The organism is Enterobacter cloacae complex sp. HYC003_NIDB (assembly GCF_056673375.1).
On the sequence record NZ_CP114220.1, the window covers coordinates 2,939,132 to 2,963,924 of the forward strand.

Annotated in this window: 25 protein-coding genes; 15 read left to right on the forward strand and 10 right to left on the reverse strand. The window is 55.5% G+C overall.

All coding sequences use genetic code 11. The features are described from left to right. Positions 1-2 precede the first annotated feature (2 nt). Both selD and O1722_RS14040 read right to left on the reverse strand, forming a co-directional pair. Positions 3-1,046, reverse strand: coding sequence for a selenide, water dikinase SelD (gene selD / locus O1722_RS14035; RefSeq protein ID WP_058686650.1), 1,044 nt, complete (start codon positions 1,044-1,046; stop codon positions 3-5). Positions 1,047-1,162: 116 nt separating this feature from the next. Further along, the gene (locus O1722_RS14040; RefSeq protein WP_032670093.1) at positions 1,163-1,714 is read right to left on the reverse strand and encodes an NAD(P)H nitroreductase; all 552 of its coding nucleotides are present in this window, start codon (positions 1,712-1,714) and stop codon (positions 1,163-1,165) included. Positions 1,715-1,881: 167 nt separating this feature from the next. On the opposite strand from O1722_RS14040, the gene sppA reads away from it, so the two are divergent. From sppA to chiD, 4 genes are all read left to right on the forward strand, one after another. After that, the gene (gene sppA / locus O1722_RS14045; RefSeq protein WP_032653247.1) at positions 1,882-3,738 is read left to right on the forward strand and encodes a signal peptide peptidase SppA; all 1,857 of its coding nucleotides are present in this window, start codon (positions 1,882-1,884) and stop codon (positions 3,736-3,738) included. 62 nt (positions 3,739-3,800) lie between these two features. Next, a complete protein-coding gene (ansA, locus tag O1722_RS14050; RefSeq protein ID WP_033487292.1) occupies positions 3,801-4,817 on the forward strand; it encodes an asparaginase in 1,017 nt (338 codons plus the stop codon). A gap of 9 nt (positions 4,818-4,826) precedes the next feature. Further along, positions 4,827-5,468, forward strand: coding sequence for a bifunctional nicotinamidase/pyrazinamidase (gene pncA / locus O1722_RS14055; protein WP_017384686.1), 642 nt, complete (start codon positions 4,827-4,829; stop codon positions 5,466-5,468). 219 nt (positions 5,469-5,687) lie between these two features. Further along, entirely contained in the window at positions 5,688-6,941 is a 1,254-nt protein-coding gene (chiD, locus tag O1722_RS14060; protein ID WP_017384687.1) for a chitinase ChiD, read from the forward strand. 50 nt (positions 6,942-6,991) lie between these two features. Here the strand turns inward: chiD and O1722_RS14065 are convergent, their stop codons facing one another. Together O1722_RS14065 and msrB are read right to left on the reverse strand one after the other, a co-directional pair. Continuing rightward, positions 6,992-7,264: a YeaC family protein gene (locus tag O1722_RS14065; protein WP_017384688.1), complete on the reverse strand. Its 273-nt coding sequence runs from the start codon at positions 7,262-7,264 to the stop codon at positions 6,992-6,994. Positions 7,265-7,305: 41 nt separating this feature from the next. Then, positions 7,306-7,719 carry a peptide-methionine (R)-S-oxide reductase MsrB gene (msrB, locus tag O1722_RS14070; RefSeq protein ID WP_003857865.1) on the reverse strand — a complete coding sequence of 138 codons (414 nt, stop codon included), beginning with the start codon at positions 7,717-7,719 and terminating at the stop codon, positions 7,306-7,308. A 341-nt stretch (positions 7,720-8,060) separates the two neighbouring features. Between msrB and gapA the strand changes: the two genes are divergently transcribed. Together gapA and O1722_RS14080 are read left to right on the forward strand one after the other, a co-directional pair. Further along, positions 8,061-9,056 carry a glyceraldehyde-3-phosphate dehydrogenase gene (gapA, locus tag O1722_RS14075; RefSeq protein WP_006809136.1) on the forward strand — a complete coding sequence of 332 codons (996 nt, stop codon included), beginning with the start codon at positions 8,061-8,063 and terminating at the stop codon, positions 9,054-9,056. 74 nt (positions 9,057-9,130) lie between these two features. Beyond that, a complete protein-coding gene (locus O1722_RS14080) occupies positions 9,131-10,015 on the forward strand; it encodes a D-hexose-6-phosphate mutarotase (protein ID WP_032104146.1) in 885 nt (294 codons plus the stop codon). A 66-nt stretch (positions 10,016-10,081) separates the two neighbouring features. On the opposite strand, the gene O1722_RS14085 is transcribed toward O1722_RS14080, so the two are convergent. Continuing rightward, positions 10,082-10,828: a MipA/OmpV family protein gene (locus tag O1722_RS14085; RefSeq protein WP_017384691.1), complete on the reverse strand. Its 747-nt coding sequence runs from the start codon at positions 10,826-10,828 to the stop codon at positions 10,082-10,084. A 432-nt stretch (positions 10,829-11,260) separates the two neighbouring features. Here O1722_RS14085 and yeaG point away from each other — a divergent pair, with 432 nt between their 5' ends. From yeaG to O1722_RS14100, 3 genes are all read left to right on the forward strand, one after another. Beyond that, positions 11,261-13,195 (forward strand): protein kinase YeaG, encoded by a 1,935-nt coding sequence (gene yeaG, locus O1722_RS14090; protein WP_006809140.1) that lies wholly within the window; start codon positions 11,261-11,263, stop codon positions 13,193-13,195. Between the two features lie 89 nt (positions 13,196-13,284). After that, positions 13,285-14,568, forward strand: coding sequence for a YeaH/YhbH family protein (locus O1722_RS14095; protein ID WP_017384692.1), 1,284 nt, complete (start codon positions 13,285-13,287; stop codon positions 14,566-14,568). Between the two features lie 99 nt (positions 14,569-14,667). Further along, positions 14,668-15,168, forward strand: coding sequence for a YbaK/prolyl-tRNA synthetase associated domain-containing protein (locus O1722_RS14100; RefSeq protein ID WP_032670101.1), 501 nt, complete (start codon positions 14,668-14,670; stop codon positions 15,166-15,168). A 20-nt stretch (positions 15,169-15,188) separates the two neighbouring features. Here O1722_RS14100 and yoaI read toward each other — a convergent pair whose 3' ends face one another. Beyond that, positions 15,189-15,290: a small membrane protein YoaI gene (yoaI, locus tag O1722_RS14105; RefSeq protein ID WP_017384693.1), complete on the reverse strand. Its 102-nt coding sequence runs from the start codon at positions 15,288-15,290 to the stop codon at positions 15,189-15,191. 286 nt (positions 15,291-15,576) lie between these two features. On the opposite strand from yoaI, the gene O1722_RS14110 reads away from it, so the two are divergent. The 3 genes from O1722_RS14110 (at position 15,577) to O1722_RS14120 (ending at position 19,513) form a co-directional block, all read left to right on the forward strand. Then, on the forward strand, positions 15,577-16,908 hold the full coding sequence (locus O1722_RS14110; protein ID WP_050515886.1) for a glycoside-pentoside-hexuronide (GPH):cation symporter: 1,332 nt from the start codon (positions 15,577-15,579) through the stop codon (positions 16,906-16,908). A gap of 15 nt (positions 16,909-16,923) precedes the next feature. Beyond that, the gene (locus O1722_RS14115) at positions 16,924-18,960 is read left to right on the forward strand and encodes a glycoside hydrolase family 31 protein (protein WP_032670954.1); all 2,037 of its coding nucleotides are present in this window, start codon (positions 16,924-16,926) and stop codon (positions 18,958-18,960) included. A gap of 106 nt (positions 18,961-19,066) precedes the next feature. Further along, positions 19,067-19,513, forward strand: a complete 447-nt coding sequence (locus O1722_RS14120) for a DUF441 domain-containing protein (protein WP_003857881.1) — start codon at positions 19,067-19,069, stop codon at positions 19,511-19,513. Here the strand turns inward: O1722_RS14120 and O1722_RS14125 are convergent. Beyond that, positions 19,497-20,288: an AraC family transcriptional regulator gene (locus O1722_RS14125; protein ID WP_017384695.1), complete on the reverse strand. Its 792-nt coding sequence runs from the start codon at positions 20,286-20,288 to the stop codon at positions 19,497-19,499. The two genes, O1722_RS14120 and O1722_RS14125, sit on opposite strands and share 17 nt — an antisense overlap. Positions 20,289-20,387: 99 nt before the next feature. Here O1722_RS14125 and O1722_RS14130 point away from each other — a divergent pair, with 99 nt between their 5' ends. Next, complete coding sequence (locus O1722_RS14130) at positions 20,388-21,575, forward strand: CynX/NimT family MFS transporter (RefSeq protein ID WP_033487221.1); 1,188 nt, start codon at positions 20,388-20,390, stop codon at positions 21,573-21,575. Positions 21,576-21,606: 31 nt separating this feature from the next. Here the strand turns inward: O1722_RS14130 and O1722_RS14135 are convergent, their stop codons facing one another. Beyond that, the gene (locus O1722_RS14135) at positions 21,607-22,314 is read right to left on the reverse strand and encodes a CTP synthase C-terminal region-related (seleno)protein (protein WP_033487222.1); all 708 of its coding nucleotides are present in this window, start codon (positions 22,312-22,314) and stop codon (positions 21,607-21,609) included. A gap of 151 nt (positions 22,315-22,465) precedes the next feature. Between O1722_RS14135 and O1722_RS14140 the strand changes: the two genes are divergently transcribed. Beyond that, entirely contained in the window at positions 22,466-22,810 is a 345-nt protein-coding gene (locus O1722_RS14140) for a DUF488 domain-containing protein (protein WP_015570789.1), read from the forward strand. Here the strand turns inward: O1722_RS14140 and O1722_RS14145 are convergent, their stop codons facing one another. Together O1722_RS14145 and O1722_RS14150 are read right to left on the reverse strand one after the other, a co-directional pair. Then, positions 22,811-23,116 (reverse strand): hypothetical protein, encoded by a 306-nt coding sequence (locus tag O1722_RS14145; protein ID WP_015570790.1) that lies wholly within the window; start codon positions 23,114-23,116, stop codon positions 22,811-22,813. It lies immediately after the preceding gene. Positions 23,117-23,196: 80 nt separating this feature from the next. Beyond that, the gene (locus tag O1722_RS14150) at positions 23,197-23,451 is read right to left on the reverse strand and encodes a putative hemolysin (RefSeq protein ID WP_015570791.1); all 255 of its coding nucleotides are present in this window, start codon (positions 23,449-23,451) and stop codon (positions 23,197-23,199) included. Between the two features lie 312 nt (positions 23,452-23,763). On the opposite strand from O1722_RS14150, the gene O1722_RS14155 reads away from it, so the two are divergent. Continuing rightward, a complete protein-coding gene (locus O1722_RS14155; RefSeq protein ID WP_017384698.1) occupies positions 23,764-24,792 on the forward strand; it encodes a sensor domain-containing diguanylate cyclase in 1,029 nt (342 codons plus the stop codon). Position 24,793 lies beyond the last annotated feature (1 nt).

The window sequence follows — 24,793 nt, forward strand, 5'->3', positions numbered from 1 at the left end:
AATTAACGGATCTCAATCATCGGGCGACCACCGCGGGCGGTCACCAGCTCACCAATGGCCGTCAGGGTGATGCCAAACTCGGCAACCGTCGCCTGAACTTCAGCTTCAGCTTCCGGCGTCACCGCCAGCAGCAGGCCGCCGGAGGTTTGCGGATCGCACAGCAGGTTACGCCACGCTTCCGGCATTTCGCCCATTAAATGGCCGTAGCTGGCGAAGTTGCGCTGCGTCCCGCCCGGCACTGCGCCCTGAGCAATGTACTCTTCCACGCCCGGCAGCTTAGGCACATCCTGATACCAGACCTGCGCCTGCACGCCCGCGCCCTGACAGACTTCAGAGAGGTGCCCCAGCAGACCAAAACCGGTCACGTCGGTCATGGCCTTCACGCCGTCGATATTGGCGAATGCCGCACCGGCGAGGTTCATCTGGCACATCACTTCCGTTGCCAGACCGATATGCTCGGGCTTCAGCAGGGATTTCTTCTCGGCAGTGGTCAGTACGCCAATGCCCAGCGGCTTGGTGAGGAACAATTTGCAGCCCGGTTGCGCCGTGCTGTTGCGCTTCACGCGCTCGGTCGGCACCACGCCGGTGACGGCCAGGCCGAAGATCGGCTCCGGCGCATCGATAGAGTGACCACCGGCCAGGGCAATACCCGCCTGCTGGCAGGCAAAGCGTCCGCCTTCGATCACGTCGCGGGCAATCTCCGGCGGGAGGGTGTTAATCGGCCAGCCCAGAATGGCGATCGCCATAATCGGTTTACCGCCCATCGCAAAGATATCGCTGATGGCGTTGGTGGCCGCAATGCGCCCGAAGTCGAACGGGTTGTCGACAATCGGCATAAAGAAGTCAGTAGTGCTGATAATGCTGGTGCCGTTACCCAGGTCATAAACCGCTGCATCGTCACGCGTTTCGTTACCGACAAGCAGGTTCGGGTCGACAAACTTCGCCTGCTCACTGTGCAGGATGGTCTCCAGCACTTTCGGGGAAATTTTACAACCGCAACCGGCTCCGTGGCTGTATTGCGTTAAACGAATGGTTTGCTCGCTCATGGACGTCTCCTGTCATCTCAATCGCGCTATGGTAGCGCTCATTCCATAAAGAGGTAAGTATGACTGTCTGAATTCTGCGGCGGATGCTCAGAATCCAGACAGTTTAGCGCGGGTGATTAAAAACGGCTGACGAAAGGCGTAGTGTCCGGCACGCTAATGGTGCTGGAAGCTTTAAGCTGCGGGGTGCCGAGATAGAGGAAGCCGACAATTTTATCCTGTTCGCCGCAGGAGAAACCTTCCCGCACGGCGGCGCTCCCGGTCAGCGGCCCGGTACGCCAGATGCCGTTAAAGCCCTGCGCGACGGCGGCCATCTGCATTGCCATTACCGCGCAACCGGCAGACATCTCCTGCTCCCAGACCGGCACTTTATGATCGGCCTGACATTTTGCGACTACCGCGATGATCATCGGCGCACGGAACGGCGCGTTGCGGGCTTTATCAATCCCCTTCTCATCCTGGCCTGCGGCAACAGCCCCCTGCTCCAGCAGCTGGCTGAAGCGGTCGCGCCCTTCGCCTTCAATAATAAAGAAGTGCCACGGCTGCAATGTGCCATGGTCCGGCGCACGCATTCCGGCACGCAGAATGTTTTCCAGCTGCTCGCCGACGGGTGCCGGTTCGGCCAGGCGGGAAGCGCTACGACGGTTAACAAGCAGTTCAAGTGCGTCCATTGGTTAACTCCTTTCATGAAATTTACTCACAAAATTAACACGGCAGCAGAATTTGTTACAGCGTGGCAGGCGATTCCTGCTGACAAGTGGCGGTTGGGTCATTACGATAACCGCACATTACCGTCCCGTGGCGACGGAAACAGTCCTTTTCTGGTTAGGGAGAATACATGCGAACCCTTTGGCGAATCTTTGCCGGTTTCTTTAAATGGACGTGGCGACTGCTCAACTTCGTCCGCAACCTGGTGATGAACATCTTCTTCATCTTCCTGGTCCTGGTATGCGCAGGTATCTGGATGCATATCAGCAACGCAAACCAGTCGCAGCATTCGACGCGCGGCGCGCTGTTACTCGATATCACCGGGGTGATTGTTGATAAGCCATCGACCAGCAACCGTCTGGGCGTGATTGGTCGCCAGCTGTTCGGCGCAACGTCAGACCGTCTTCAGGAAAACTCCCTGTTTGATATCGTCGACACCATCCGTCAGGCTAAAGACGATCGTAACATTACCGGTATCGTGCTGGACCTGAAAGATTTTGCCGGCGCCGATCAGCCGTCAATGCAGTACATCGGTAAGGCGCTGCGCGAATTCCGCGACAGCGGTAAACCGGTTATTGCCATTGGCGACAGCTACACCCAGGGACAATATTATCTGGCGAGCTTTGCCAATAAGATCTGGCTTTCGCCACAGGGCACGGTCGATCTGCATGGCTTCGCCACTAACGGTCTGTACTACAAATCGCTGCTCGACAAGCTGAAGGTCACCACCCACGTCTTCCGCGTCGGGACCTATAAATCCGCCGTGGAGCCGTTTATCCGCGATGATATGTCCCCTGCCGCCCGTGAAGCGGACAGCCGCTGGATTGGCGAGCTGTGGCAGAACTACCTCGGCACCATTGCCGCTAACCGTCAGATTACCGCTGAGCAGGTCTTCCCGGGCGCGCGCGGCGTGCTGGACGGCCTGCGCAAGGTGGACGGCGATACAGCGAAATACGCGCTTGATAACAAACTGGTCGATCAGCTGGGTTCCAGCGCTGAAATTGAAAAAGCGCTGACCAAACAGTTCGGCTGGAGTAAAGAGGATAAAAACTACAGCGCCATCAGCATGTATGACTACGCCGCGAAAAAGCCGGACGACAGCGGTGACAGCATCGCCGTGGTGTTTGCTAACGGGGCCATTATGGACGGCGAAGAAACGCCGGGGAACGTCGGCGGGGACACCACCGCGTCGCAGATCCGCGATGCGCGCCTGGATCCGAAAGTGAAGGCGATTGTCCTGCGGGTGAACAGCCCTGGCGGCAGCGTCAGCGCCTCTGAAGTGATCCGTGCTGAACTGGCCGCCGCGCGCGCCGCGGGCAAGCCGGTAGTGGTCTCGATGGGCGGCATGGCGGCTTCCGGGGGGTACTGGATCTCGACGCCAGCCAACTACATTGTGGCTAACCCAAGCACGCTGACCGGCTCGATTGGCATCTTCGGCGTGATCAACACCGTAGAGAACAGCCTGGATTATCTCGGCGTCCACACCGACGGCGTCTCCACCTCGCCGCTGGCGGACGTGTCCGTTACCAAATCCCTGCCGCCTGAAGTGTCTGAGATGATGCAGCTCAGCATTGAGAGTGGCTATAAACGTTTCATCACGCTTGTTGCGGACTCCCGTAAAAAGACGCCCGATCAGATTGACCAGATCGCTCAGGGCCACGTCTGGACCGGCCAGGACGCGAAGAGCAACGGCCTGGTAGACAGCCTGGGTGACTTCGACGACGCCGTGAAGAAAGCGGCGGAGCTGGCGAAGCTCAAGCAGTGGCACGTGGACTATTATCAGGACGAACCAACGTTCTTCGATATGGTCATGGACAGCATGTCCGGCTCCGTTCGTGCCATGCTGCCGGACGCGCTTCAGGCTTATCTGCCGGCGCCGGTGGCGACCGCGGCGAAAGCCATGAAAGCGGAGAGCGACAAGCTTGCAGCCTTTAATGATCCACAAAGCCGCTACGCGTTTTGCCTGACCTGTGCGAACGTGCGTTAAAAACCGTCCCCTCTTCCCGTGAAGAGGGGATTTTTTCTTTTGAAGAACAAGAACTCATTACCATGCAGAAGAAATCAATTTATGTCGCCTATACCGGCGGTACCATCGGTATGCAGCGCTCAGAAAATGGCTATATCCCGGTTTCCGGCCACTTACAGCGCCAGCTGGCGCTGATGCCTGAATTCCACCGTCCGGAAATGCCGGACTTTACCATCCATGAATATGAGCCGCTGATGGACTCCTCCGACATGACGCCGGAAGACTGGCAGCATATTGCGGACGATATTAAAGCCCATTACGACCAGTACGACGGCTTCGTGATCCTGCACGGCACCGACACCATGGCGTTCACCGCCTCGGCGCTCTCCTTCATGCTGGAGAACCTGAGCAAGCCCGTCATCGTGACCGGCTCGCAGATCCCGCTGGCGGAACTGCGTTCAGACGGGCAGATCAACCTGCTTAACTCCCTGTACGTGGCCGCTAATTACCCGATCAACGAGGTAACGCTGTTCTTCAACAACCGGCTGTACCGCGGGAACCGTACCACTAAAGCGCACGCCGATGGCTTTGACGCTTTTGCCTCACCTAACCTGCAACCGCTGCTGGAAGCGGGGATCCATATCCGTCGTCTGGGCACGCCGCCCGCACCAAATACCGCAGGCGAACTGATCGTTCACCCGATCACCCCGCAGCCGATCGGCGTAGTGACGATTTATCCGGGGATTTCCGCCGACGTGGTGCGCAACTTCCTGCGCCAGCCGGTGAAGGCGCTGATCCTGCGCTCCTATGGTGTGGGTAACGCCCCGCAGAACGGTGAATTCCTGAAAGAGCTTCAGGAGGCGAGCGATCGCGGGATTGTGGTGGTCAACCTCACCCAGTGTATGTCCGGCAAAGTCAATATGGGCGGCTACGCCACCGGTAATGCCCTGGCGCACGCTGGGGTGATCAGTGGTTTCGATATGACCGTTGAGGCAACGCTGACTAAACTTCACTATTTACTAAGTCAGGATCTGGATATTGATTCCATTCGCCACGCCATGATGCAAAACCTGCGCGGTGAACTGACGCCGGACGAATAAGGAGGTCCCATGAAGCAACGCGCCCTGTTACTGGTCGATTTGCAAAATGATTTCTGTGCGGGCGGTGCGCTGGCCGTCGCGGAAGGCGACAGCACCGTAGACGTCGCGAATTCGCTGATTGAGTGGTGTAAAGCTCGTGGTGAAGCGGTGGTGGCGAGTCAGGACTGGCATCCGGCAAACCACGGCAGCTTTGCCAGCCAGCACAACGTTGAGCCTTACAGCCAGGGCGAACTGGACGGGCTGGCGCAAACCTTCTGGCCCGATCACTGCGTGCAGCAGACGGAGGGCGCTGAGCTGCATCCGCTGCTGAACCAGAAGGCCATCGACGCGGTGTTCCACAAAGGTGAAAACCCAACCATCGACAGCTACAGCGCGTTCTTTGATAACGGTCATCGTCAGAAGACGGCGCTGGATGCGTGGTTGCGCCACCATGAGATCACCGAGCTGATTGTGCTGGGCCTGGCGACGGATTACTGCGTGAAGTTCACCGTGCTGGATGCGCTCCAGTTGGGCTATACCGTGAATGTCATCACCGACGGCTGTCGCGGGGTAAATATTCAGCCGCATGACAGCGCTCAGGCGTTTATGGATATGGCCGCAGAAGGCGCAACGCTGTATACGCTGGCTGACTGGATGGAGACGCAGGCGTAAGCTTTTTAGCTGGGTGACGGCTTAGCCTTACCCGGCCTACTTTCTCTAGTTTTGTAGACCGGGTAAGCGTCAGCGCCACCCGGCATTTCTTCCCCAATCCCCATAAAGTGAACTCCCTCGCATCACAAGCGAAACGGCGATGCTATTCTCTTCAGGCTGTTTTTTCGCCACGCCTTTTCTGTGGCGTGGTTATTTTTGTTCAGTCAAAGAGGAAATTATATGAAACGTTTGCCCTTGCTGGCAGCATTACCCTTGCTTTGCGCGTCACTGGCTTCCGCCGCGCCCCTGATGTCCGTGGGTTACTTCAATGGGGGTGGCGATGTTACCGCCGGACCGGGTGGCGATATTAATAAACTCGACGTCCGCCAGATCACCCACCTCAACTACTCGTTTGGTCTGGTCTATAACAACGAGAAAGACGAAACCAACGCCGCGCTGAAAGATCCGGCAAAACTGCATCAAATCTGGTTATCACCTAAGGTGGCATCCGATCTGGCGTTACTTCCTCAGCTTCGTAAACAAAACCCGAACCTGAAAGTCCTGCTTTCCGTTGGCGGCTGGGGGGCGCGTGGTTTTTCTGGCGCAGCGGCAACCAAAGAGAGTCGCGCGGTATTTATTCGCTCCGCGCAGGAGATCGTCAGTAAATACGGCCTGGACGGGATCGACCTGGACTGGGAATATCCGGTCAACGGCGCGTGGGGACTTGTCGAAAGCACCCCTGCCGACCGGGATAATTTCACCGCGCTGTTAAAAGAGATGCGTGACGCGTTTGGTAAGAAAAAGCTGGTCACGATTGCGGTGGGCGCGAATGCGGAAAGTCCGAAAAGCTGGGTGGATGTGAAAGCCATTGCCCCCCTGCTCGATTACATCAACCTGATGACCTACGACATGGCGTACGGTACTCAGTATTTTAACGCGAATCTGTATGACTCCAGCGCCTGGCCAACGGTGGCTGCCGCAGACAAGTACAGCGTCGATTTTGTGGTGAATAACTATCTGGCCGCCGGGCTGAAGCCGCAGCAGATGAACCTCGGAATTGGTTTCTATGGGCGCGTGCCGAAGCGCGCCGTTGAACCGGGTATCGACTGGAGCAAATCGGACGCGCAGAACAATCCGGTGACGCAGCCCTACTTCGGGCCGCAGGAACTGGGCCTGTTCAAATCGCTTGGCTATGATCTGACCAAAGATACCTATGTGAAATACAACGATATCGTCCGCAAGCTGCTGAACGATCCGCAGAAACGCTTTACCGAGCACTGGGACGAACAGGCGAAGGTGCCGTGGCTGTCGGTGAAATCCGCCGACGGGAAGGCGCTGTTTGCGATTTCCTATGAGAACCCACGCTCCGTGGCGATCAAAGCGGATTACATTAAGGAGAAAGGTCTGGCTGGCGCCATGTTCTGGGAGTATGGGGCTGACGACGAAAACCAGCTCGCGAAACAGCTGGCGGAGTCGCTTGGGATCCCGCACTAAGATGTAGTGTGCCGGGTGGCGCTAGCGCTTACCCGGCCTACATGGGAGCTTTATTTGAAGGTCGCAATCGGCTTCGGCGCGATGCCGAACTCTTCTTTCAGCTCGCGCTTGCTTTTCATCACCATCTGACCGTTAGTGTCGATGGTCATGTGCTGGGCGTCGGTATTGTGACGCGCCTGCCACAGCATCACCAGCTGCAAACTGTTCTCTTTTTGCTCAGGTGTGAGCGCCACACCGTCCGGCCATTTTCCCAGCTCAACGGCCGTTACCAGACGCTGATAAACCTCCGGGGTCATACCTGCAATCATGTCATCAATATTCATGATCTCTCCCTTTCAAAGGAATAATTTGCTGAATCGTTTTTTCAACCCTTGGTCTGGTCGCCGTTTTCATCATCGGTAAAGCTCATGGAAGCCGAATTTACGCAGAAACGCTCCCCCGTCGGCTGCGGGCCATCCGGGAAGACATGCCCGAGATGGGCGTCACAATTCCCGCAGCGAATTTCGGTGCGCACCATGCCGTGCGAGGTGTCCGTCAGGTAGCGGATCGCATCATCGCTGACAGGCTCGTAAAAGCTCGGCCAGCCGCAGCCAGAATCGTACTTTGTCTGGGAGTTAAACAGCGGTGCATCACACACCAGGCAGTGGTAGACGCCTTCCCGTTTATTGTGCAGCAAACGCCCGGAAAACGGCGGTTCTGTGCCGTGATTTTGCGTCACGTAAAACTGCATCTCTGTAAGGTTTTTTTTCAAATCGTCGGGGTTACGTTGGTTCGACATATGCTTACATCTCGCTGTTGAAACAGACATCTTTTAACCCAGATTCTAACAAAACATTAACACCCGCGCGTGCACTTTTGTTCTAAACTTATGTGTCGCGAAAAGGCGGTCAGGCAATTGTGATCAATTTCACATTTTAATCCTGCGAGGCCTTTAAAATTCCGGGCGCAGCCCCCATGTGGTTGCTAGCTCAAAGGGAAAGTGAGGCGAGTCAGTCGCACAAACGTTAGTCACAGGATTGATTTGTCGCAATGATTGACACGATTCCGCTTGACGCTGCGTAAGGTTTTTGTAATTTTACAGGCAACCTTTTATTCACTAACAAATAGCTGGTGGAATATATGACTATCAAAGTAGGTATCAACGGTTTTGGCCGTATCGGCCGTATTGTTTTCCGTGCTGCTCAGAAACGTTCTGACATCGAAATCGTTGGTATCAACGATCTCCTGGACGCTGAATACATGGCGTACATGCTGAAGTACGACTCAACTCACGGTCGTTTCGACGGCACCGTTGAAGTGAAAGACGGCCACCTGGTTGTTAATGGCAAAACCATCCGCGTTACTGCTGAGAAAGACCCAGCTAACCTGAAATGGAACGAAATCGGTGTTGACGTTGTAGCTGAAGCTACCGGTATCTTCCTGACCGACGAAACTGCACGTAAACACATCACTGCGGGTGCGAAGAAAGTTGTTCTGACTGGTCCTTCCAAAGACAACACCCCAATGTTCGTTCGCGGTGCAAACTTCGAAACTTACGCTGGCCAGGACATCGTTTCCAACGCATCCTGCACCACCAACTGCCTGGCACCGCTGGCTAAAGTTATCAACGACAACTTCGGCATCATCGAAGGTCTGATGACTACCGTTCACGCAACCACCGCTACTCAGAAAACCGTTGATGGCCCGTCTCACAAAGACTGGCGCGGCGGCCGTGGCGCGGCTCAGAACATCATCCCATCTTCTACCGGTGCTGCTAAAGCAGTAGGTAAAGTACTGCCAGAACTGAATGGCAAACTGACTGGTATGGCGTTCCGCGTTCCAACTCCTAACGTATCCGTTGTTGACCTGACCGTTCGTCTGGAAAAAGCTGCTTCTTATGAAGAAATTAAGAAAGCAATCAAAGCTGCTTCCGAAGGCCCAATGAAAGGCGTTCTGGGTTACACCGAAGACGACGTTGTATCTACCGATTTCAACGGCGAAGTGTGCACTTCCGTGTTCGATGCTAAAGCAGGTATCGCACTGAACGACAACTTCGTGAAACTGGTTTCCTGGTACGACAACGAAACTGGCTACTCTAACAAAGTACTGGACCTGATCGCTCACATCTCCAAATAAGTTGAGATGAGTGCTTGATCCTAAAAGGCGACTTCGGTCGCCTTTTTTATTGTTTTTAGACAGAGGATTGCTTAATGATTAATAAAATTTTTGCACTTCCGGTAGTCGAACAACTTACCCCTGTGCTCTCCCGCCGTCAGATCGACGGTGCTGATATCATCGTCGTTGATCATCCACGCGTTAAAGCCTCCGTAGCGCTCAATGGTGCCCACCTGCTCTCCTGGAAACCAGAAGGTGAAGAAGAAGGCCTGTGGCTGAGCGAGGCCACCTCGTTCAAAAAAGGGGCGGCGATCCGCGGCGGCGTACCGATCTGCTGGCCATGGTTTGGCCCGTCAGCGCAGCAGGGTTTACCCTCACACGGTTTCGCCCGTAACCAGCAGTGGACGCTGAAAGCCCACAACGAAGATGAAAACGGTGCGGTGTTGACCTTTGAACTCCAGGCGAATGATGAAACGCGTGCCCTGTGGCCACACGAGTTCACCCTGTATGCCCGCTTCAAGCTGGGTAAAACCTGCGAAATTGAACTGGAAGCGCACGGCGAATTCGAAACAACGTCCGCCCTGCACACCTATTTCAACGTAGGCGACATTCAGGCCGTTAAGGTGAGCGGACTTGGCGATACCTTTATCGACAAAGTGGATAACGCGAAAGAAGGCAAGCTGGACGACGGCGTGCAGACTTTCCCGGATCGTACCGACCGCGTGTATCTGCACCCGGAAGCCTGTAGCGTCATCCACGACAGCGCGCTGAACCGCGGTATTGATGTGGTTCATCACCACCACAGCAATGTGGTGGGCTGGAACCCGGGCCCTGCCCTTTCCGTCAGCATGGCGGATATCCCGGATGACGGTTACAAGACCTTCGTGTGCGTGGAAACCGCGTGCGTGACCGCGCCGCAGAAAACCAGCGAAGAAAAACCGTCCCGCTTAGGCCAGACGATCAAGATTGTGAAGCGCTAATATTGTTCAGGCATCATAAAAAACAAACGGGGCGCTAGCGCCCCGTTTTAATGCATCACGTTCTGGTCAGAACTTGTAGGTCACACCCACGGAGAAGATGCCAGACCAGGACTTGTCGACCATCGGGCTGTCTTTCACTTCATCGCTCAGACGAATGTAACGGCCAGTACCGTACACATTCCAGTCACCTAGGAAGTTATACGAGGCGGTGAGTTCCAGGTACGGATCCCAGCCATCATCCGCGCTGTAGCTCTTCAGACCACTGCGGCGAGACTCCGCTTTAGACACGCCATAGTAGTAGTCGTTGTAATTCTCGCTGCTGTACTGCACACCGATACCCGGCGTCAGCGTCACTGCGCCGTTGGTATAGCGATAAAGCCACGCCAGATCCCAGATGAAGCCGTTGCTGTTGTCCAGGGTATCGCCCGCCAGCGCAGTGCGCAGGAAGCCATACTCGGTATTATGGACGTAAGAAAGCCCCGCCATCAGTGAGCTTCTGCGTTTGTCCAGCTGACGAAGCGCATTGCTGTCGCTGTCGCCTGGTTTAAAGTGCGTTGGATCGTAATAGGCCATGATGGAGAGCTTATCGGCCGTATCGTTCCACAGATAGTAGCCACCGCCCAACCCACGGAACCAGAAGTTATCGCCTTCATAGGTGACAACGGGGACAGGATAAACGTCGCGGTCATACTGCTTGTACGGGCTGTTAATCACGCCAGCACCCGCGCCAACAGTCCACTGGCTCTCAGCCTGTACGGTGCTCGCTGCGGTAGCGGCAAGGATGCCCAATGCCAGAAGTTTGAGTTTGGTCACAATCCATTCTTTCCTGTAGTCAAATAATCAGCGGGTGAAGTGTAACCGCCATTCCCGTACATCCCAAAATTTTTTGCGCGCTAATCCGTTTGATTAACCCGTTATTTTTCATTTTTCAGATGACATCCCGCTTTCATTTATGTGACCGATAAATGAAAAACCCGCTTTTCGCTTATAACCGCAGTGGAAATTTTTGGATGAGTTATTGATATGTCATTGAAAGTAGATTTTATCCGTATGCAAGTTTTGCAATTGCCATCTACGCTTTAATTTAAGAAGAGGTTTTGCTGAACACCCTGCGGTTCATAGCCTTCGACCTGGCACACAGGTTGCTGCTCTGGCAGTGAGGTGCGAAAAATTCTCTTCCGGGAGCCTCCACTACTCATACGAACGGCTCTTATCCTGTGCTAAAAAACGAAAGGACGGCATGCCATGAATATATTCGATCACTATCGCCAGCGCTACGAAGCTGCCAAGGACGAAGAGTTCACACTGCAGGAGTTTCTTACCATTTGTCGGCAAGATCGCAGTGCCTATGCCAATGCGGCAGAACGGCTATTGATGGCTATTGGTGAGCCAAACATGGTTGATACTGCCCTGGAGCCACGGCTTTCCCGTCTATTTTCGAATCGGGTGGTCGCCCGATACCCGGCGTTTGAAGAGTTCTATGGCATGGAAGACGCCATTGAGCAGATCGTCTCCTACCTGAAGCATGCCGCTCAGGGGCTGGAAGAGAAGAAACAGATCCTTTACCTGCTGGGTCCTGTCGGTGGGGGTAAATCCTCCCTGGCTGAACGGCTGAAAGCGCTGATGCAGCGCGTGCCGATCTATGTGCTGAGCGCCAACGGCGAACGCAGCCCGGTCAATGACCATCCGCTGTGCCTGTTTAATCCGCAAGAGGATGCGCAAATTCTGGAAAAAGAGTTTGGCATTCCGCATCGCTATCTCGGTACGATCATGTCGCCGTGGGCGGCAAAACGTCTGCACGAGTTTGGCGGGGACATCACCAAGTTCCGCGTCGTGAAAGTGTGGCCGTCTATCCTCGAGCAGATCGCCATCGCTAAAACTGAACCCGGTGACGAGAACAACCAGGATATCTCGGCGCTGGTGGGTAAAGTCGATATCCGTAAGCTGGAGCATCACGCGCAAAACGACCCGGATGCCTACGGTTATTCCGGTGCGCTGTGCCGCGCCAACCAGGGGATTATGGAATTTGTCGAGATGTTTAAAGCACCGATCAAAGTGCTGCATCCGCTACTGACCGCCACCCAGGAAGGGAACTACAACGGGACAGAAGGTATTTCCGCCCTGCCGTTTAACGGGATTATCCTTGCCCACTCTAACGAATCTGAATGGGTGACCTTCCGTAACAACAAAAACAATGAGGCGTTCCTTGACCGTGTGTACATCGTCAAAGTGCCTTATTGCCTGCGGATCTCCGAGGAGATCAAGATTTACGAAAAACTGCTCAACCACAGTGAGCTGGTCCATGCCCCTTGCGCACCGGGAACGCTGGAAACACTGTCGCGCTTCTCGATCCTGTCGCGCCTGAAAGAGCCGGAAAACTCCAGCATCTACTCAAAAATGCGCGTGTATGACGGCGAAAGCCTGAAGGATACCGACCCGAAAGCGAAATCGTACCAGGAATACCGCGATTACGCCGGGGTCGACGAAGGGATGAACGGTTTGTCGACGCGTTTCGCGTTTAAGATCCTCTCCCGCGTCTTTAACTTCGACCACGCGGAGGTGGCCGCCAACCCGGTACATCTGTTCTACGTGCTGGAACAGCAAATTGAACGTGAACAGTTCCCACAGGAGCAGGCTGAACGCTACCTGGAGTTCCTGAAAGGCTACCTGATCCCGAAATACGCCGAGTTTATCGGCAAAGAGATCCAGACCGCCTACCTGGAATCCTATTCCGAATACGGCCAGAACATCTTTGACCGGTACGTCACCTACGCTGACTTCTGGATCCAGGATCAGGAGTATCGCGACCCGGATACCGGCCAGCTGTTTGACCGTGAATCCCTGAACGCGGAACTTGAAAAAATCGAGAAACCAGCCGGGATCAGCAATCCGAAAGACTTCCGAAACGAGATTGTGAACTTCGTGCTGCGCGCCAGAGCGCATAACAACGGCCGCAATCCGAACTGGACCAGCTACGAAAAACTGCGCACGGTTATAGAGAAGAAAATGTTCTCTAACACGGAAGAGCTGTTGCCGGTCATCTCGTTCAACGCCAAAACCTCAACCGACGAGCAGAAAAAGCACGACGATTTTGTCGACCGTATGATGGAAAAAGGCTATACCCGCAAACAGGTCCGCCTGCTCTGTGAATGGTATCTGCGCGTGCGTAAATCGTCTTAAAACAAGTGCCCGGTAACGCGCTTACCGGGCCAACAAAATGTCCGGTACTTACGGACGCTGCAAGTTGGCAAATGCAGTACGGGGGATATATGACCTGGTTTATTGACCGGCGTCTTAACGGCAAAAACAAGAGCACGGTGAATCGCCAGCGCTTCTTGCGCCGTTATAAAGCGCAAATTAAACAGTCGATCTCCGAGGCCATCAACAAACGCTCGGTGACCGACGTCGACAGCGGCGAATCCGTCTCCATCCCTAACGATGACATCAGCGAACCGATGTTTCATCAGGGGCGTGGCGGCCTTCGCCATCGCGTGCACCCAGGTAATGACCACTTCGTCCAGAATGACAGAATCGAGCGGCCCCAAGGCGGAGGCGGCGGTTCTGGCAGCGGTCAGGGGCAGGCCAGCCAGGACGGTGAAGGCCAGGACGAGTTCGTCTTTCAGATTTCAAAAGACGAATATCTCGACCTGCTGTTTGAGGATCTGGCCCTGCCGAATCTGAGAAAGAATCAGCACCGTCAGCTCAACGAATACAAAACCCATCGCGCGGGTTATACCGCAAACGGGGTGCCCGCCAACATCAGCGTGGTGCGTTCACTGCAAAACTCACTGGCGCGACGCACGGCGATGACGGCAGGCAAACGGCGCGAACTACGCGAGCTGGAAACCAGCCTGAAAGTGGTGGAAAACACGGAACCCGCACAACTGCTGGAAGAGGAGCGCCTGCGTAAAGAGATCGCCGAACTGAGGGCGAAGATCGACCGGGTGCCGTTTATCGACACGTTCGACCTGCGCTACAAGAACTACGAAAAACGGCCGGAGCCTTCCAGTCAGGCGGTGATGTTCTGCCTGATGGACGTATCAGGTTCAATGGATCAGGCCACCAAGGATATGGCTAAGCGTTTTTATATTCTGCTCTATCTGTTCCTGAGCAGAACGTATAAGAACGTGGAGGTGGTCTACATCCGCCATCACACTCAGGCGAAAGAGGTGGATGAACATGAGTTCTTCTACTCGCAGGAGACCGGCGGCACCATCGTGTCGAGCGCCCTGAAGCTGATGGACGAGGTGGTGAAGGAGCGCTACGATCCGGCGCAGTGGAATATCTACGCCGCGCAGGCATCGGATGGCGATAACTGGGCGGATGACTCGCCGCTGTGTCATGAAATTCTGGCGAAGAAGATCCTGCCGGTGGTGCGTTACTACAGCTACATTGAAATTACCCGTCGCGCCCACCAGACGCTGTGGCGTGAGTATGAGCATCTGCAAGCGATGTTCGATAACTTTGCGATGCAGCACATTCGTGACCAGGATGACATCTACCCGGTCTTCCGGGAACTGTTCCAGAAACAGTCGTCCACCAGCAACGCATGACCCAACAGCCAGCGCACCCGCTGGCTGTTTTCTTTCAGCCCTCTCCGTCCCGTGCTAATGTAGCAAGCTACGTATTGGCAAATCACAGGTGAAATCGTTATGTCTGATGACGTGATCGGGACGACGACCCATCAGCGGCTAATCAGCTTATTAACCGAGCAGGAGGCGCGCTTTCGCGTGGTGGCGCATGAGGCCGTTGGGAAATGCGAAGCGGTCAGTGAAATTCGCGGGACCGATCTCCGGCAGGGTGCAAAAGCACTGGTCTGCAAGGTAAAAGGCAACGGTGTTAAGAAACATATTCTGGCAATCCTCGCCGCCGATCGGCAGGCCGATCTGAGCCTTCTGGCCAGTCATTTCGGTGGGCTAAAGGCCTCTCTCGCCAGTCCGGCTGAAGTGGATGCGCTTACCGGCTGCGTCTTCGGCGCCATTCCCCCCTTCAGCTTTCATCCGGATCTGACGCTGGTCGCCGATCCGCTGCTGTTTGAGCGCTTCGAGGAGATCGCCTTTAACGCCGGCCTGCTGGAAAAGTCGGTGATTATGGACACCCAGGACTATCTGCGTATCGCCCGTCCTGAACTGGTGACGTTCCGTAAACAATAAATACTGCGGCTGGCTAACGGTCAGCCGTTTTCCAGCAGCAGCACGGAAGCAATCAAAATAATCGCGATAATAAAAAACGATGAGGAGATAATCAGCGTTTCGACAAACATAGGATCGTTCATGATGCCCTCTGCTTTGCCCGTTTGCCTCTTTTTTACCCCCGCACAATGACAGTTAAATGACAATGACGCGTCCGTGAAATGACTATTTTTTCGCTGAAACGATTCGCTGTTACCTATCCTCCACCGTATAAAGTCACTGTTTAAATACTTTATTTGTTACCGGTATCACGAAAAGAAATTTACGTAACCCCGATGCCAGATCTCGCAATTGTTAACCTTTTCATCATGGTTAACCCTGTTTACGGAGCACCTCAAAAATAAACCTTACACTGGCAAGGTGAATACAATGACCGAAATAATTACCCGTAAAGAAAAGATCAGTTATGGGTTAGGCGATATGGCGAGCCATATTGGGCTGGATAACGTCATTATTTTTCTGACGTTTTACTATACGGACGTGGTGGGGCTACCTGCCGCATTCGTGGGCACCATGTTTCTTCTGGCGAGAACCGCCGATGCCATAATAGACCCGGCGATGGGCTATATCGCAGACAGGACGCGCACGCGCTGGGGCAAATTCCGCCCCTGGATGCTGTGGCTGGCGCTGCCCTTTGGCGCAAGTTGTCTGCTGACCTACGCCGTGCCGGCGTCGCTCGATCTGCACGGTAAAATGATTTTCGCCACCGTCAGCTATACCCTGATGATGCTGATGTACACCGCAATCAATATTCCCTATTGCTCCATGGGAGCGGTGATCACGCCCGACAACGATGCGCGAATTTCCCTCCAGTCCTATCGCTTTTTCCTGGCCACGCTGGGTGGCGCGCTGTCGACATTCTTTATGATGCCGCTCGCAGAGTTTTTAGGCGGCGATGATAAATTACTGGGCTACCGCTGGGCGATGGCCATTATGGCGACCATCGCGGTCATCATGTTCTGGATCTGCTTCGCCAATACGCGTGAACGTATTAAGGCTCCCGCTACCCACAATAATTATCTTGCGGAACTGCGGGATTTATTACGAAACGACCAATGGCGGGTTGTCGCCGTCCTGGTATTAACCAACATTGGTTTTGGCGTTATTCGCCTTGGCGCAATGATGTATTTCGTCACTTATTATCTCGGTAGCGCAAGCTATTTTATGTGGATGCTCGGGGCGCATATTCTCGGGAAAGCCGCAGGCAGTGCGCTGGCCAAACGTCTGACGCAGAACGTCAGCAAAGTGCAGATGTTTGGATACTGTTCCGTACTGGGGGGGGTACTCAGCATCGCCCTGTTCTTTGCGCCTAAGTCAGTGCTTATTCTGGTGCCCATGACGTTTATCGTCTCCACCCTTTACCAGGCCACCACCACGCTGATGTGGGTAATGATGGCGGACGTCGCCGATTACGGCGAATGGAAACAGGGGAAACGCATGGACGGCGTGATCTTCTCCACCTTCCTCGCCGTACTCAAGCTGGGAATGGCGATCAGCGGCGCGATTGTTGGCTGGACGCTGGGCTTAAGCGGCTATGTCGCCAACGCCCCGGAACAGACCACCACGGCCATGTACTGCATCATCGCCCTCTTCACCGTCGTGCCTGGCGTCTTGTCACTCTGCGCGTTTGCCACGCTGCGCTGGTACAAGCTCGACGACAGCACAATGCAATCCATCCATCTTGCCAAACACCCTGTTTAGAAGGACGCGTTTTCCATGAGTGAGCTGATCCAACATTCCAACAGTATCGAATGGCGTTTTGAACGCCAGATCCTGCGTATTGAACCGTGGGGTGAAAACAGCCTGCGCGTCAGGGCCACCTGCTCCCCGGCTTTTGATGACGCCTTACAGGCACTGTTGCCCGCCGCCCCTTGCCAGGCTGAGATTGTCGCCGAAGCGGAAAGCCTGACGCTGCGCAACGGCAATATTACCGCGACGCTGAATCTTAAAGGTCAGCTGGCCTTCTACAATCAGCGCGGCGAACTGCTGCTGGAAGAGATGTGGCGCCAGCGTTCAACGGTGGGTATCGGTGCCAGCGAGAAGAGCCAGGATAAATATGTCAGCGCCCTGAAGCTGGATGGCCGCGAATTTAAGCCGCTAATGGGGGGGAAATATCAGCTCACCGTCCGGTTTGAATCGCGTCCGGATGAACGCATCTATGGCATGGGTCAGTATCAACAGCCGTGGCTGGATCTGAAAGGCTGTACGCTGGAACTGGCACAGCGCAACTCCCAGGCCAGCGTGCCCTTTATGCAGTCCAGCCTTGGCTATGGCCTGCTGTGGAACAACCCGGCGATTGGTGAAGCCAGCTTTGCAAAAAATCAGACGGAATGGCGCGCCCGCGTCACAGGAGAAATGGACTACTGGATCACCGCCGCCGACACGGTGGCGGATATCACCCGCCAGTATGTGAAAGCCACCGGTACTCCGCCCTCCGCCCCGGCGTTTATCAGCGGGCTGTGGCAGTGCAAATTACGCTACCGCACCCAGCAGGAGGTGCTGGAGGTTGCGCGGGAGTATCGCCGCCGTAATCTGCCGCTGTCGGTGATGGTCATCGACTTTTTCCACTGGCCGAATCAGGGCACCTGGTGCTTCGACCCCGTAGACTGGCCCGATCCTGAAGGGATGGTCGACGAGCTGCGCGAAATGGGTATTGCGCTGATGGTGTCGGTGTGGCCAACGGTAGAGGCGCGCAGCCCTCTCTACCCGCTGATGAAAGCCAAAGGCTGGCTGGTCAGCAGTGAACGTGGCGTGCAGGTCAACCTCGATTTTATGGGCAATACCACCTTCTTTGATGCGACCCATCCTGAGGCGCGGAAATTCGTCTGGGATACGGTGAAGAAAAATTACTACGACATGGGCATTAAGCTGTTCTGGCTGGACGAAGCCGAACCGGAATACCGCGCCTATGATTTTGACAACTATCGCTACCACGCCGGTCCGGTGCTGGAAGTGGGTAATCGCTACCCGCGTGACTTTGCGCAGGGCTTTTACGATGGGCTCCAGGCAAACGGCGAAACGGACATTGTTAACCTGGTACGCTGCGCCTGGGCAGGCAGCCAGCGCTTCGGCGTGCTGGCGTGGTCGGGTGATGTTCACTCCTCGTTCCATGCTTTTCGCAATCAACTCGCCGCGGGACTGAATATGGGGCTGGCGGGGATCCCATGGTGGACAACCGATATCGGTGGCTTCCAGGGAGGGAACGTTAACGACCCGGCGTTCCACGAATTGCTGATCCGTTGGTTCCAGTGGGCGGTGTTTACACCGGTTCTGCGCATGCACGGCTATCGCGAACCGCAGATCCAGCCCCCGGAGCGCTACCGTGACGGCATTCCTCAGTGTAACAGCGGTTCGCCTAATGAGCTGTGGAGTTACGGAGAAGAGAATTACGCCATCATGCAGCACTGGCTTACCGTGCGCGAAACCCTGCGCCCGTATATTGACGCGTTGTACCAGCAGGCTCATCTGCACGGAGACCCGCTCATGCGTCCGCTGTTCTGGCACTATCCGCAGGATAAGCAGAGCTGGACGTGTGAAGATCAGTATCTGTTTGGCGAAGATCTTCTGGTGGCGCCGGTTATGCAGGCCGGTCAGCGTGAGCGCGATGTCTGGCTGCCGACGGGCAATAGCTGGGTCGCTCTCAACGGTGAGCGCTACGCCGGTGGGGAGCATATCCGGGTGCCTGCGGCGCTGGAAACCATCCCGGTGTTTATCCGCGAAGGAAGTCCGCTTATCCAGCAGCTGGTGGACTGACGTCAGGCAAGTGCCCAAAAATAGACAATTTTTTCAGTAAAGCCTGCCTGCCGTCGCGTTTGCGCGTAAAGTAAGCAGGCTTACTATTTTTGGCAAGGATCCCGTCATGTTCGACCCTACACTGCTCATACTTTTGGCCCTGGCTGCTCTGGGTTTTGTCAGCCACAACACCACCGTCGCGATTTCCATTCTGGTCCTGATCATCGTTCGCGTCACACCATTGAATACCTTCTTCCCGTGGATAGAAAAACAGGGGCTTACCATCGGGATCATTATTTTGACCATCGGCGTGATGGCCCCGATTGCCAGCGGAACGCTACCGGCCTCCACGCTGCTGCACTCCTTTGTAAACTGGAAATCGCTGGTGGCGATTGCGGTGGGCGTTTTTGTCTCATGGCTTGGCGGGCGCGGCGTGACGCTGATGAGCAGCCAGCCTTCACTGGTGGCCGGGCTGCTGGTGGGCACCGTGTTAGGCGTGGCGCTGTTTCGTGGCGTGCCGGTTGGCCCGCTGATTGCTGCCGGACTGGTTTCGCTGTTTATCGGGAAGTCGTAGTCAGGCTGGCGATATAGCGGGCGGGCGTCTGTCCCAGTCCTTTCTTAAACATGGTGATGAAGGCGGTGGTGGAGTCATACCCCAGCGCCTGCGCCGCCTGCTGAACCGACTTTCCGCCGATCAAAAACTGCAATGCGACAATCAGCTGGAGCTGGTGCCGCCAGCGGCGAAAGCTCAAGCCAGTCTCTTTCACCACCAGCCGCGCCAGATTGCGTTCGCTCATGGCAAAGTGGCTGGCCCACTGCGCCAGCGTCTGCCAGGCGGCAGGTTCGTTTGCCATGGTCTCGCTCATCAGGCGAATTTTTGGATGCGGAGATACCGGCAGCTGTAGATGCTCCTGCGGTTGCAGGGGCAGTTCATCAAACAGGACGTCAACCAGCCTTCCGGTAGCGGGAAGAGGCAGTTCCTCCCGTGACCTGTCCGCAAGCGCCAGCACCAGCTCCCGCACCAGGGGCGATATTTTCAGCGTACAGGTACGCGTCGGCAATTCGAGCGCACCGGGTTCAATAAACAGCAGACAGAGCTGCGCGCCGGGCGTCGCCTTGTTGCTGTGCGGCGTTTGTCCCGGGATCCACACCGCATACTGGGGCGGCACCATCAGCATCGCGTTCTCCACTTCACAGGTGATCGCGCCACCCAGCGCCATAATCAGCTGCCCTTTGCGGTGCTGATGCAGCGGAATATATTGTTCCTGTGCCACCACGCGGATGCGAAAGGCCACCGCCGCGTCGTGCTGGCTATCGGGATCGTAGCCATCGAGCCCCAGTCCGTACATAAAGTTGTCCGATATTAGCGATAAACTGTCATTTTAGCCTGATTTCAACCACGACTTAAATCGGTATGGTATGCGCTCGCCTGAACGTAAGAGACAATAATGACTACTGCTATTCAACCTTCCGGGAAACAGGGTGCGCTGCTGATTGCAGGCATCCTGATGATTGCCACGACGCTGCGCGTCACCTTTACCGGTGTCGCCCCCCTGCTCGATACCATCCGACAGGACTATGGCTTAAGCACGGCGCAAACCGGCCTGCTCACGACGCTGCCTCTGCTGGCCTTCGCCTTTATCTCTCCCCTTGCCGCAGGCGTCGCCCGGCGCCTGGGCATGGAGCGCAGCCTTTTTATCGCTCTGCTGCTGATTTGCATCGGGATTGGCGTACGTTCGCTGCCGTCGGCCTCGCTGCTGTTTATCGGTACGGCGATCGTGGGCTGTGGGATTGCGCTGGGCAATGTCCTGCTACCTGGCTTAATCAAACGTGATTTTCCGGGCCAGGTCGCAAAACTGACGGGGGCTTATTCGCTGACGATGGGAGCCGCTGCTGCCGCAGGGTCGGCGCTGATCGTCCCGCTGTCGCTGGGGAGTGCTGGCTGGCACGGGGCGCTGTTGATGCTGATGTTCTTCCCGCTGGTGGCGCTGCTGCTGTGGTTACCGCAATGGCGCCAGAAGCCGGCCGCCACCCTGACCGGAGCGGGCGCGTTGCACAATCGGGCTATCTGGCGCTCGGCGCTCGCCTGGCAGGTGACGCTTTTTCTGGGCATTAACTCGCTGATTTACTACGTCATTATCGGCTGGTTACCCGCGATTTTGCTTAGCCATGGCTACAGCGAAACGCAGGCTGGCTCCATGCACGGGCTTCTCCAGCTGGCAACCGCGGTTCCCGGTCTCGCCATTCCGCTGATCCTGCACCGACTTAACGATCAGCGTGGCATTGCCGGGCTAGTCGCCCTGATGTGCGCCGTCAGCGCGGCCGGGTTCTGGTTCGCGCCGGGGCTGGCCGTCGTCTGGACGCTGGTGTTTGGCTTTGGATCCGGCGCCACCATGATCCTCGGCCTGACGTTTATCGGGCTGCGCGCCAGCTCGGCCCATCAGGCCGCGGCGCTCTCCGGCATGGCACAGTCGATTGGCTATCTTCTGGCGGCCTGTGGCCCACCGCTGATGGGGAAAATTCACGATACCGCTGGAGACTGGCGCATTCCGCTGCTCGCCTGCGCGCTGGCCGCGGTGGTGATGGCGTTATGCGGTATGCTTGCCGGGCGTGACCGGGAGATCACACCCCGCTGACATTCAAGGCAGACCCGGAGGTCTGCTTTTTTTATCCCTGCGCCGCCCGCAGCATGGCCTGTACCAGCACGACCGGGCGCCCTTGCAGCGCGGCCCGCTCATGCTGGAACAGGGTGAGGACAAAGAAAGGATGGGTTACCAGCTCTGCCGCGCGGATCTCGCCCTGCTCGTCCCAGCCCGTTACGCGCATGTCGCCCCGCTCAAGCTGGTCGGCAAACTCAGGTGAGACGCCGTAATTGCAGTGATACCCCTCCTGAATTTCCGGCTTGCCATACGCTTTAGCAATCAGCGTGTTATTCCGCAGCTCGATCGCGTCGGTTTTTTCCACCAGCGAGCAGGTCAGCGGCGCAATTACCATCCTTCCCTCGGTGTCGGTTTCGGCATGGCCTGCATCGTGCCAGCCCAGTACATTACGCGCATACTCAATCAGCGCATGCTGGAACCCGCCGCAGGTGCCGAGAAAGGGGATGCAGTTCTCACGCGCGTAACGGGCCGCAATAAACGCCGCCTCGGTGTTTTTATACGGGCTTGCCGGTACCAGCCAGATGGCATCATACCCGACCAGGTCTTCGGCGCTGGTCAGCTCAAGCGTGGCGAGCCAGTCATAATCAGCGGTGAGATCCAGAACCGCAGCGGCGTCGTCAATCGCCAGCGGGATCGCCTGGTGCGCAATAACATCGGGATTGTAATCACCAACCAGCGCAATGCGCAGCGTCGTTTTAACCGGGGAGAGTTCCATCAGAGATTCCTTATGCCGGAGGATTTTCAGATAACATAAGGAACCTCAGACTACCGATCTTTTGCAATTATCACAATACCTTAAATTGGGTGGATAAAAGCCGGGTGCTATAGTGTTCTTGCAGAACGTCGTAAGGAAATGAGGAGGACCCATGATTCAATGTAAACGCGTGTATGAGCAGGCGACCTCAAAAGACGGTTACCGGATCCTGGTCGACAGACTCTGGCCGCGAGGGATAAAAAAGACCGACCTCGCCTGCGATGAGTGGTGTAAAGCGCTAACGCCGTCCAGCGAACTGCGAAAAGCCTTTCACAGTGAAACGATAGATTTCACCGCGTTCAGTGAAGCCTATCGCAAAGAGCTGGCGCAGCATCCGGATGAAGGCAAACGCCTGGCGGCTCTCGCCAAACAGCAGACCGTGACGCTACTCTATGGGGCGAAAAATACGGAGCAGAATCACGCGCAGGTACTGGCGGACTGGCTGCGTAAACTGTGATTAACCGATCGCCAGCTCATCCACGTTGTGTGGCATCTCGTCGGGAGTAAGCGGCATCAGATGTTCCGGGCGAACAAACGCAAAACCGTGCTGATTATCAAAGGCATAAACATCACCGGTGACCAGCCACAGCGCACGCGCTGACGTGGCGGGTAATTGCGTCATGACGCCGTTAACCGGGTTCACAAAACGCTGGCCCGGCTGACAGAGGCCAAACAGCTCGACGGATTTACCGATATTTCGACGGCCTGCCGCCGTACGCGCACCCACGATCATCGCCATGCTGCCCGGTTTTAACTGAAACATACTTCTTCTCGCAAACGTACTGCCAGAAACTGGCTAAGAATAATCCTAAAGAGAAGTGTATCGCAGTTTTATTGCCGTTGTCATCTGGTCGGTTGCGGGTGATCGCGGCGGTAGAGATCCCATTCATCGATCACTTCCCCGCCTGGCAATTTGCACTCGGTACGTACGCCCTGCGGGCTTTGAACAGGGATTTGCTCTCCCCCTTTCTCCAGACAGTACACTGACGCCGGGTTTGCCATACCAATAGCGTGCGGCGGTTGAGGCGCATCAGGAGGGGTTGTCTTTGTTGAGCAGGCGGCCAGCGGTAAAACCAGCGCCAGGAGAAGATATTTCATTATCATGATCCTTCAGGGTGTAAAAACGTCAGAGTAACGGGTCATCGCCGTTTTCTCCATGATTTCTCCATTAAACCTGCACGATTCCCCCTTATAGTGATGCCTGTTCTCACACTGACCAGAGAACATCATTCCGTAATCAAGATGTTTTGCCCCGATCTCAACATCGGGGCTTTTTTTTAGCTTCACCCTCATCCGCCTCCAGAAGAATCTATAAAATTAATCCTGTTCATGTTTTACTATGGCTGGAGTCTATATTTTCAGCACAACATGCAGATACAGAGGTCTTCTGCATGGGAGTCATCCTGCCTCATGTCAGATATCATTCTTGCCCGTGTTTCAGAAACCCTCTCCACTGAGCAATCTCTCGACAGTCTGGTGCGTCAGCTACTGGAAATGCTGGAAATTGTGACGGATATGGAATCAACCTACCTGACGAAAGTCGATATCAATGCGCGTTTGCAGCACATTTTATATGCCCGTAACAGCAAGCAAATGCAGATCCCTGAAGGGTTCAGCGTGCCCTGGGACGAAACGCTGTGTAAGCGCGCCATCGACAGCGACACGTTGTTCAGTAACGAGGTGCCCGACCGCTGGCCGGAGTGTGAAGCGGCCAAAGCACTGGGCATTACAACCTATATGAGCGTGCCGGTTCACCTGGCTGACGGTTCTCTGTATGGCACGCTTTGCGCGGCCAGCACCGCACAGAAACAGTTCAGCGAGCGTGGCGAGCAGGTGATCAGGCTCTTTGCCGGGTTAATTGGTCAGTACATTCAGAAGGAGTCGCTTGTGCTTCAGCTTCGCGAAGCAAATGCGGCGCTCATTGCCCACTCTTACACCGACGCCCTCACCGGCCTGCCGAATCGTCGCGCCATTTTTGAAAACCTTACCACCCTGTTCTCACTGGCGCGCCATCTTAACCGCAACGTCATGATGGCCTTTATTGACCTCGATGATTTCAAGCGAATCAATGACCAGTACGGGCATGAGGCGGGCGATCGCTTCCTTGTACAGGTCGGCAAGCGGCTGACTCACGAGCAAACGCAGGATGAGATTATTGGCCGGCTCGGCGGCGATGAATTTCTGGTTGCCAGCCTGAGTCACAGCGATGATGGCGACGCCAGCAAAGGGGGCAACGCAATCAAAACCCGCCTCAATGGTCTTATTGCGGGCGAATACGGGTTAGGTAATGCCACTATTCTTTATCCCGGCGCAAGCCTTGGCGTCGTTATTGTTGATCCTCACCGCACTGATGAAGATAGCGCCCTGCGCACCGCAGACCTCGCGATGTATCAGGATAAAAAAGGAAAAAGCAAAACAGGCTTTGTCGCGTTAGATTAAA

Bases quoted from the DNA above. Each gene is read 5' to 3' on its own strand.
- O1722_RS14080 (WP_032104146.1), top strand. From the start codon at position 9,131: ATGATTAATAAAATTTTTGCACTTCCGGTAGTCGAACAACTTACCCCT.
- yoaI (WP_017384693.1), bottom strand. From the start codon at position 15,290: ATGAACGATCCTATGTTTGTCGAAACGCTGATTATCTCCTCATCGTTT.
- O1722_RS14100 (WP_032670101.1), top strand. From the start codon at position 14,668: ATGTCTGATGACGTGATCGGGACGACGACCCATCAGCGGCTAATCAGC.
- O1722_RS14130 (WP_033487221.1), top strand. From the start codon at position 20,388: ATGACTACTGCTATTCAACCTTCCGGGAAACAGGGTGCGCTGCTGATT.
- O1722_RS14155 (WP_017384698.1), top strand. From the start codon at position 23,764: ATGTCAGATATCATTCTTGCCCGTGTTTCAGAAACCCTCTCCACTGAG.
- O1722_RS14135 (WP_033487222.1), bottom strand. From the start codon at position 22,314: ATGGAACTCTCCCCGGTTAAAACGACGCTGCGCATTGCGCTGGTTGGT.
- ansA (WP_033487292.1), top strand. From the start codon at position 3,801: ATGCAGAAGAAATCAATTTATGTCGCCTATACCGGCGGTACCATCGGT.
- O1722_RS14095 (WP_017384692.1), top strand. From the start codon at position 13,285: ATGACCTGGTTTATTGACCGGCGTCTTAACGGCAAAAACAAGAGCACG.
- O1722_RS14110 (WP_050515886.1), top strand. From the start codon at position 15,577: ATGACCGAAATAATTACCCGTAAAGAAAAGATCAGTTATGGGTTAGGC.
- chiD (WP_017384687.1), top strand. From the start codon at position 5,688: ATGAAACGTTTGCCCTTGCTGGCAGCATTACCCTTGCTTTGCGCGTCA.
- O1722_RS14115 (WP_032670954.1), top strand. From the start codon at position 16,924: ATGAGTGAGCTGATCCAACATTCCAACAGTATCGAATGGCGTTTTGAA.
- O1722_RS14140 (WP_015570789.1), top strand. From the start codon at position 22,466: ATGATTCAATGTAAACGCGTGTATGAGCAGGCGACCTCAAAAGACGGT.
- O1722_RS14150 (WP_015570791.1), bottom strand. From the start codon at position 23,451: ATGAAATATCTTCTCCTGGCGCTGGTTTTACCGCTGGCCGCCTGCTCA.
- O1722_RS14120 (WP_003857881.1), top strand. From the start codon at position 19,067: ATGTTCGACCCTACACTGCTCATACTTTTGGCCCTGGCTGCTCTGGGT.
- pncA (WP_017384686.1), top strand. From the start codon at position 4,827: ATGAAGCAACGCGCCCTGTTACTGGTCGATTTGCAAAATGATTTCTGT.
- gapA (WP_006809136.1), top strand. From the start codon at position 8,061: ATGACTATCAAAGTAGGTATCAACGGTTTTGGCCGTATCGGCCGTATT.
- msrB (WP_003857865.1), bottom strand. From the start codon at position 7,719: ATGTCGAACCAACGTAACCCCGACGATTTGAAAAAAAACCTTACAGAG.
- O1722_RS14145 (WP_015570790.1), bottom strand. From the start codon at position 23,116: ATGTTTCAGTTAAAACCGGGCAGCATGGCGATGATCGTGGGTGCGCGT.
- sppA (WP_032653247.1), top strand. From the start codon at position 1,882: ATGCGAACCCTTTGGCGAATCTTTGCCGGTTTCTTTAAATGGACGTGG.
- O1722_RS14065 (WP_017384688.1), bottom strand. From the start codon at position 7,264: ATGAATATTGATGACATGATTGCAGGTATGACCCCGGAGGTTTATCAG.
- selD (WP_058686650.1), bottom strand. From the start codon at position 1,046: ATGAGCGAGCAAACCATTCGTTTAACGCAATACAGCCACGGAGCCGGT.
- yeaG (WP_006809140.1), top strand. From the start codon at position 11,261: ATGAATATATTCGATCACTATCGCCAGCGCTACGAAGCTGCCAAGGAC.
- O1722_RS14125 (WP_017384695.1), bottom strand. From the start codon at position 20,288: ATGTACGGACTGGGGCTCGATGGCTACGATCCCGATAGCCAGCACGAC.
- O1722_RS14040 (WP_032670093.1), bottom strand. From the start codon at position 1,714: ATGGACGCACTTGAACTGCTTGTTAACCGTCGTAGCGCTTCCCGCCTG.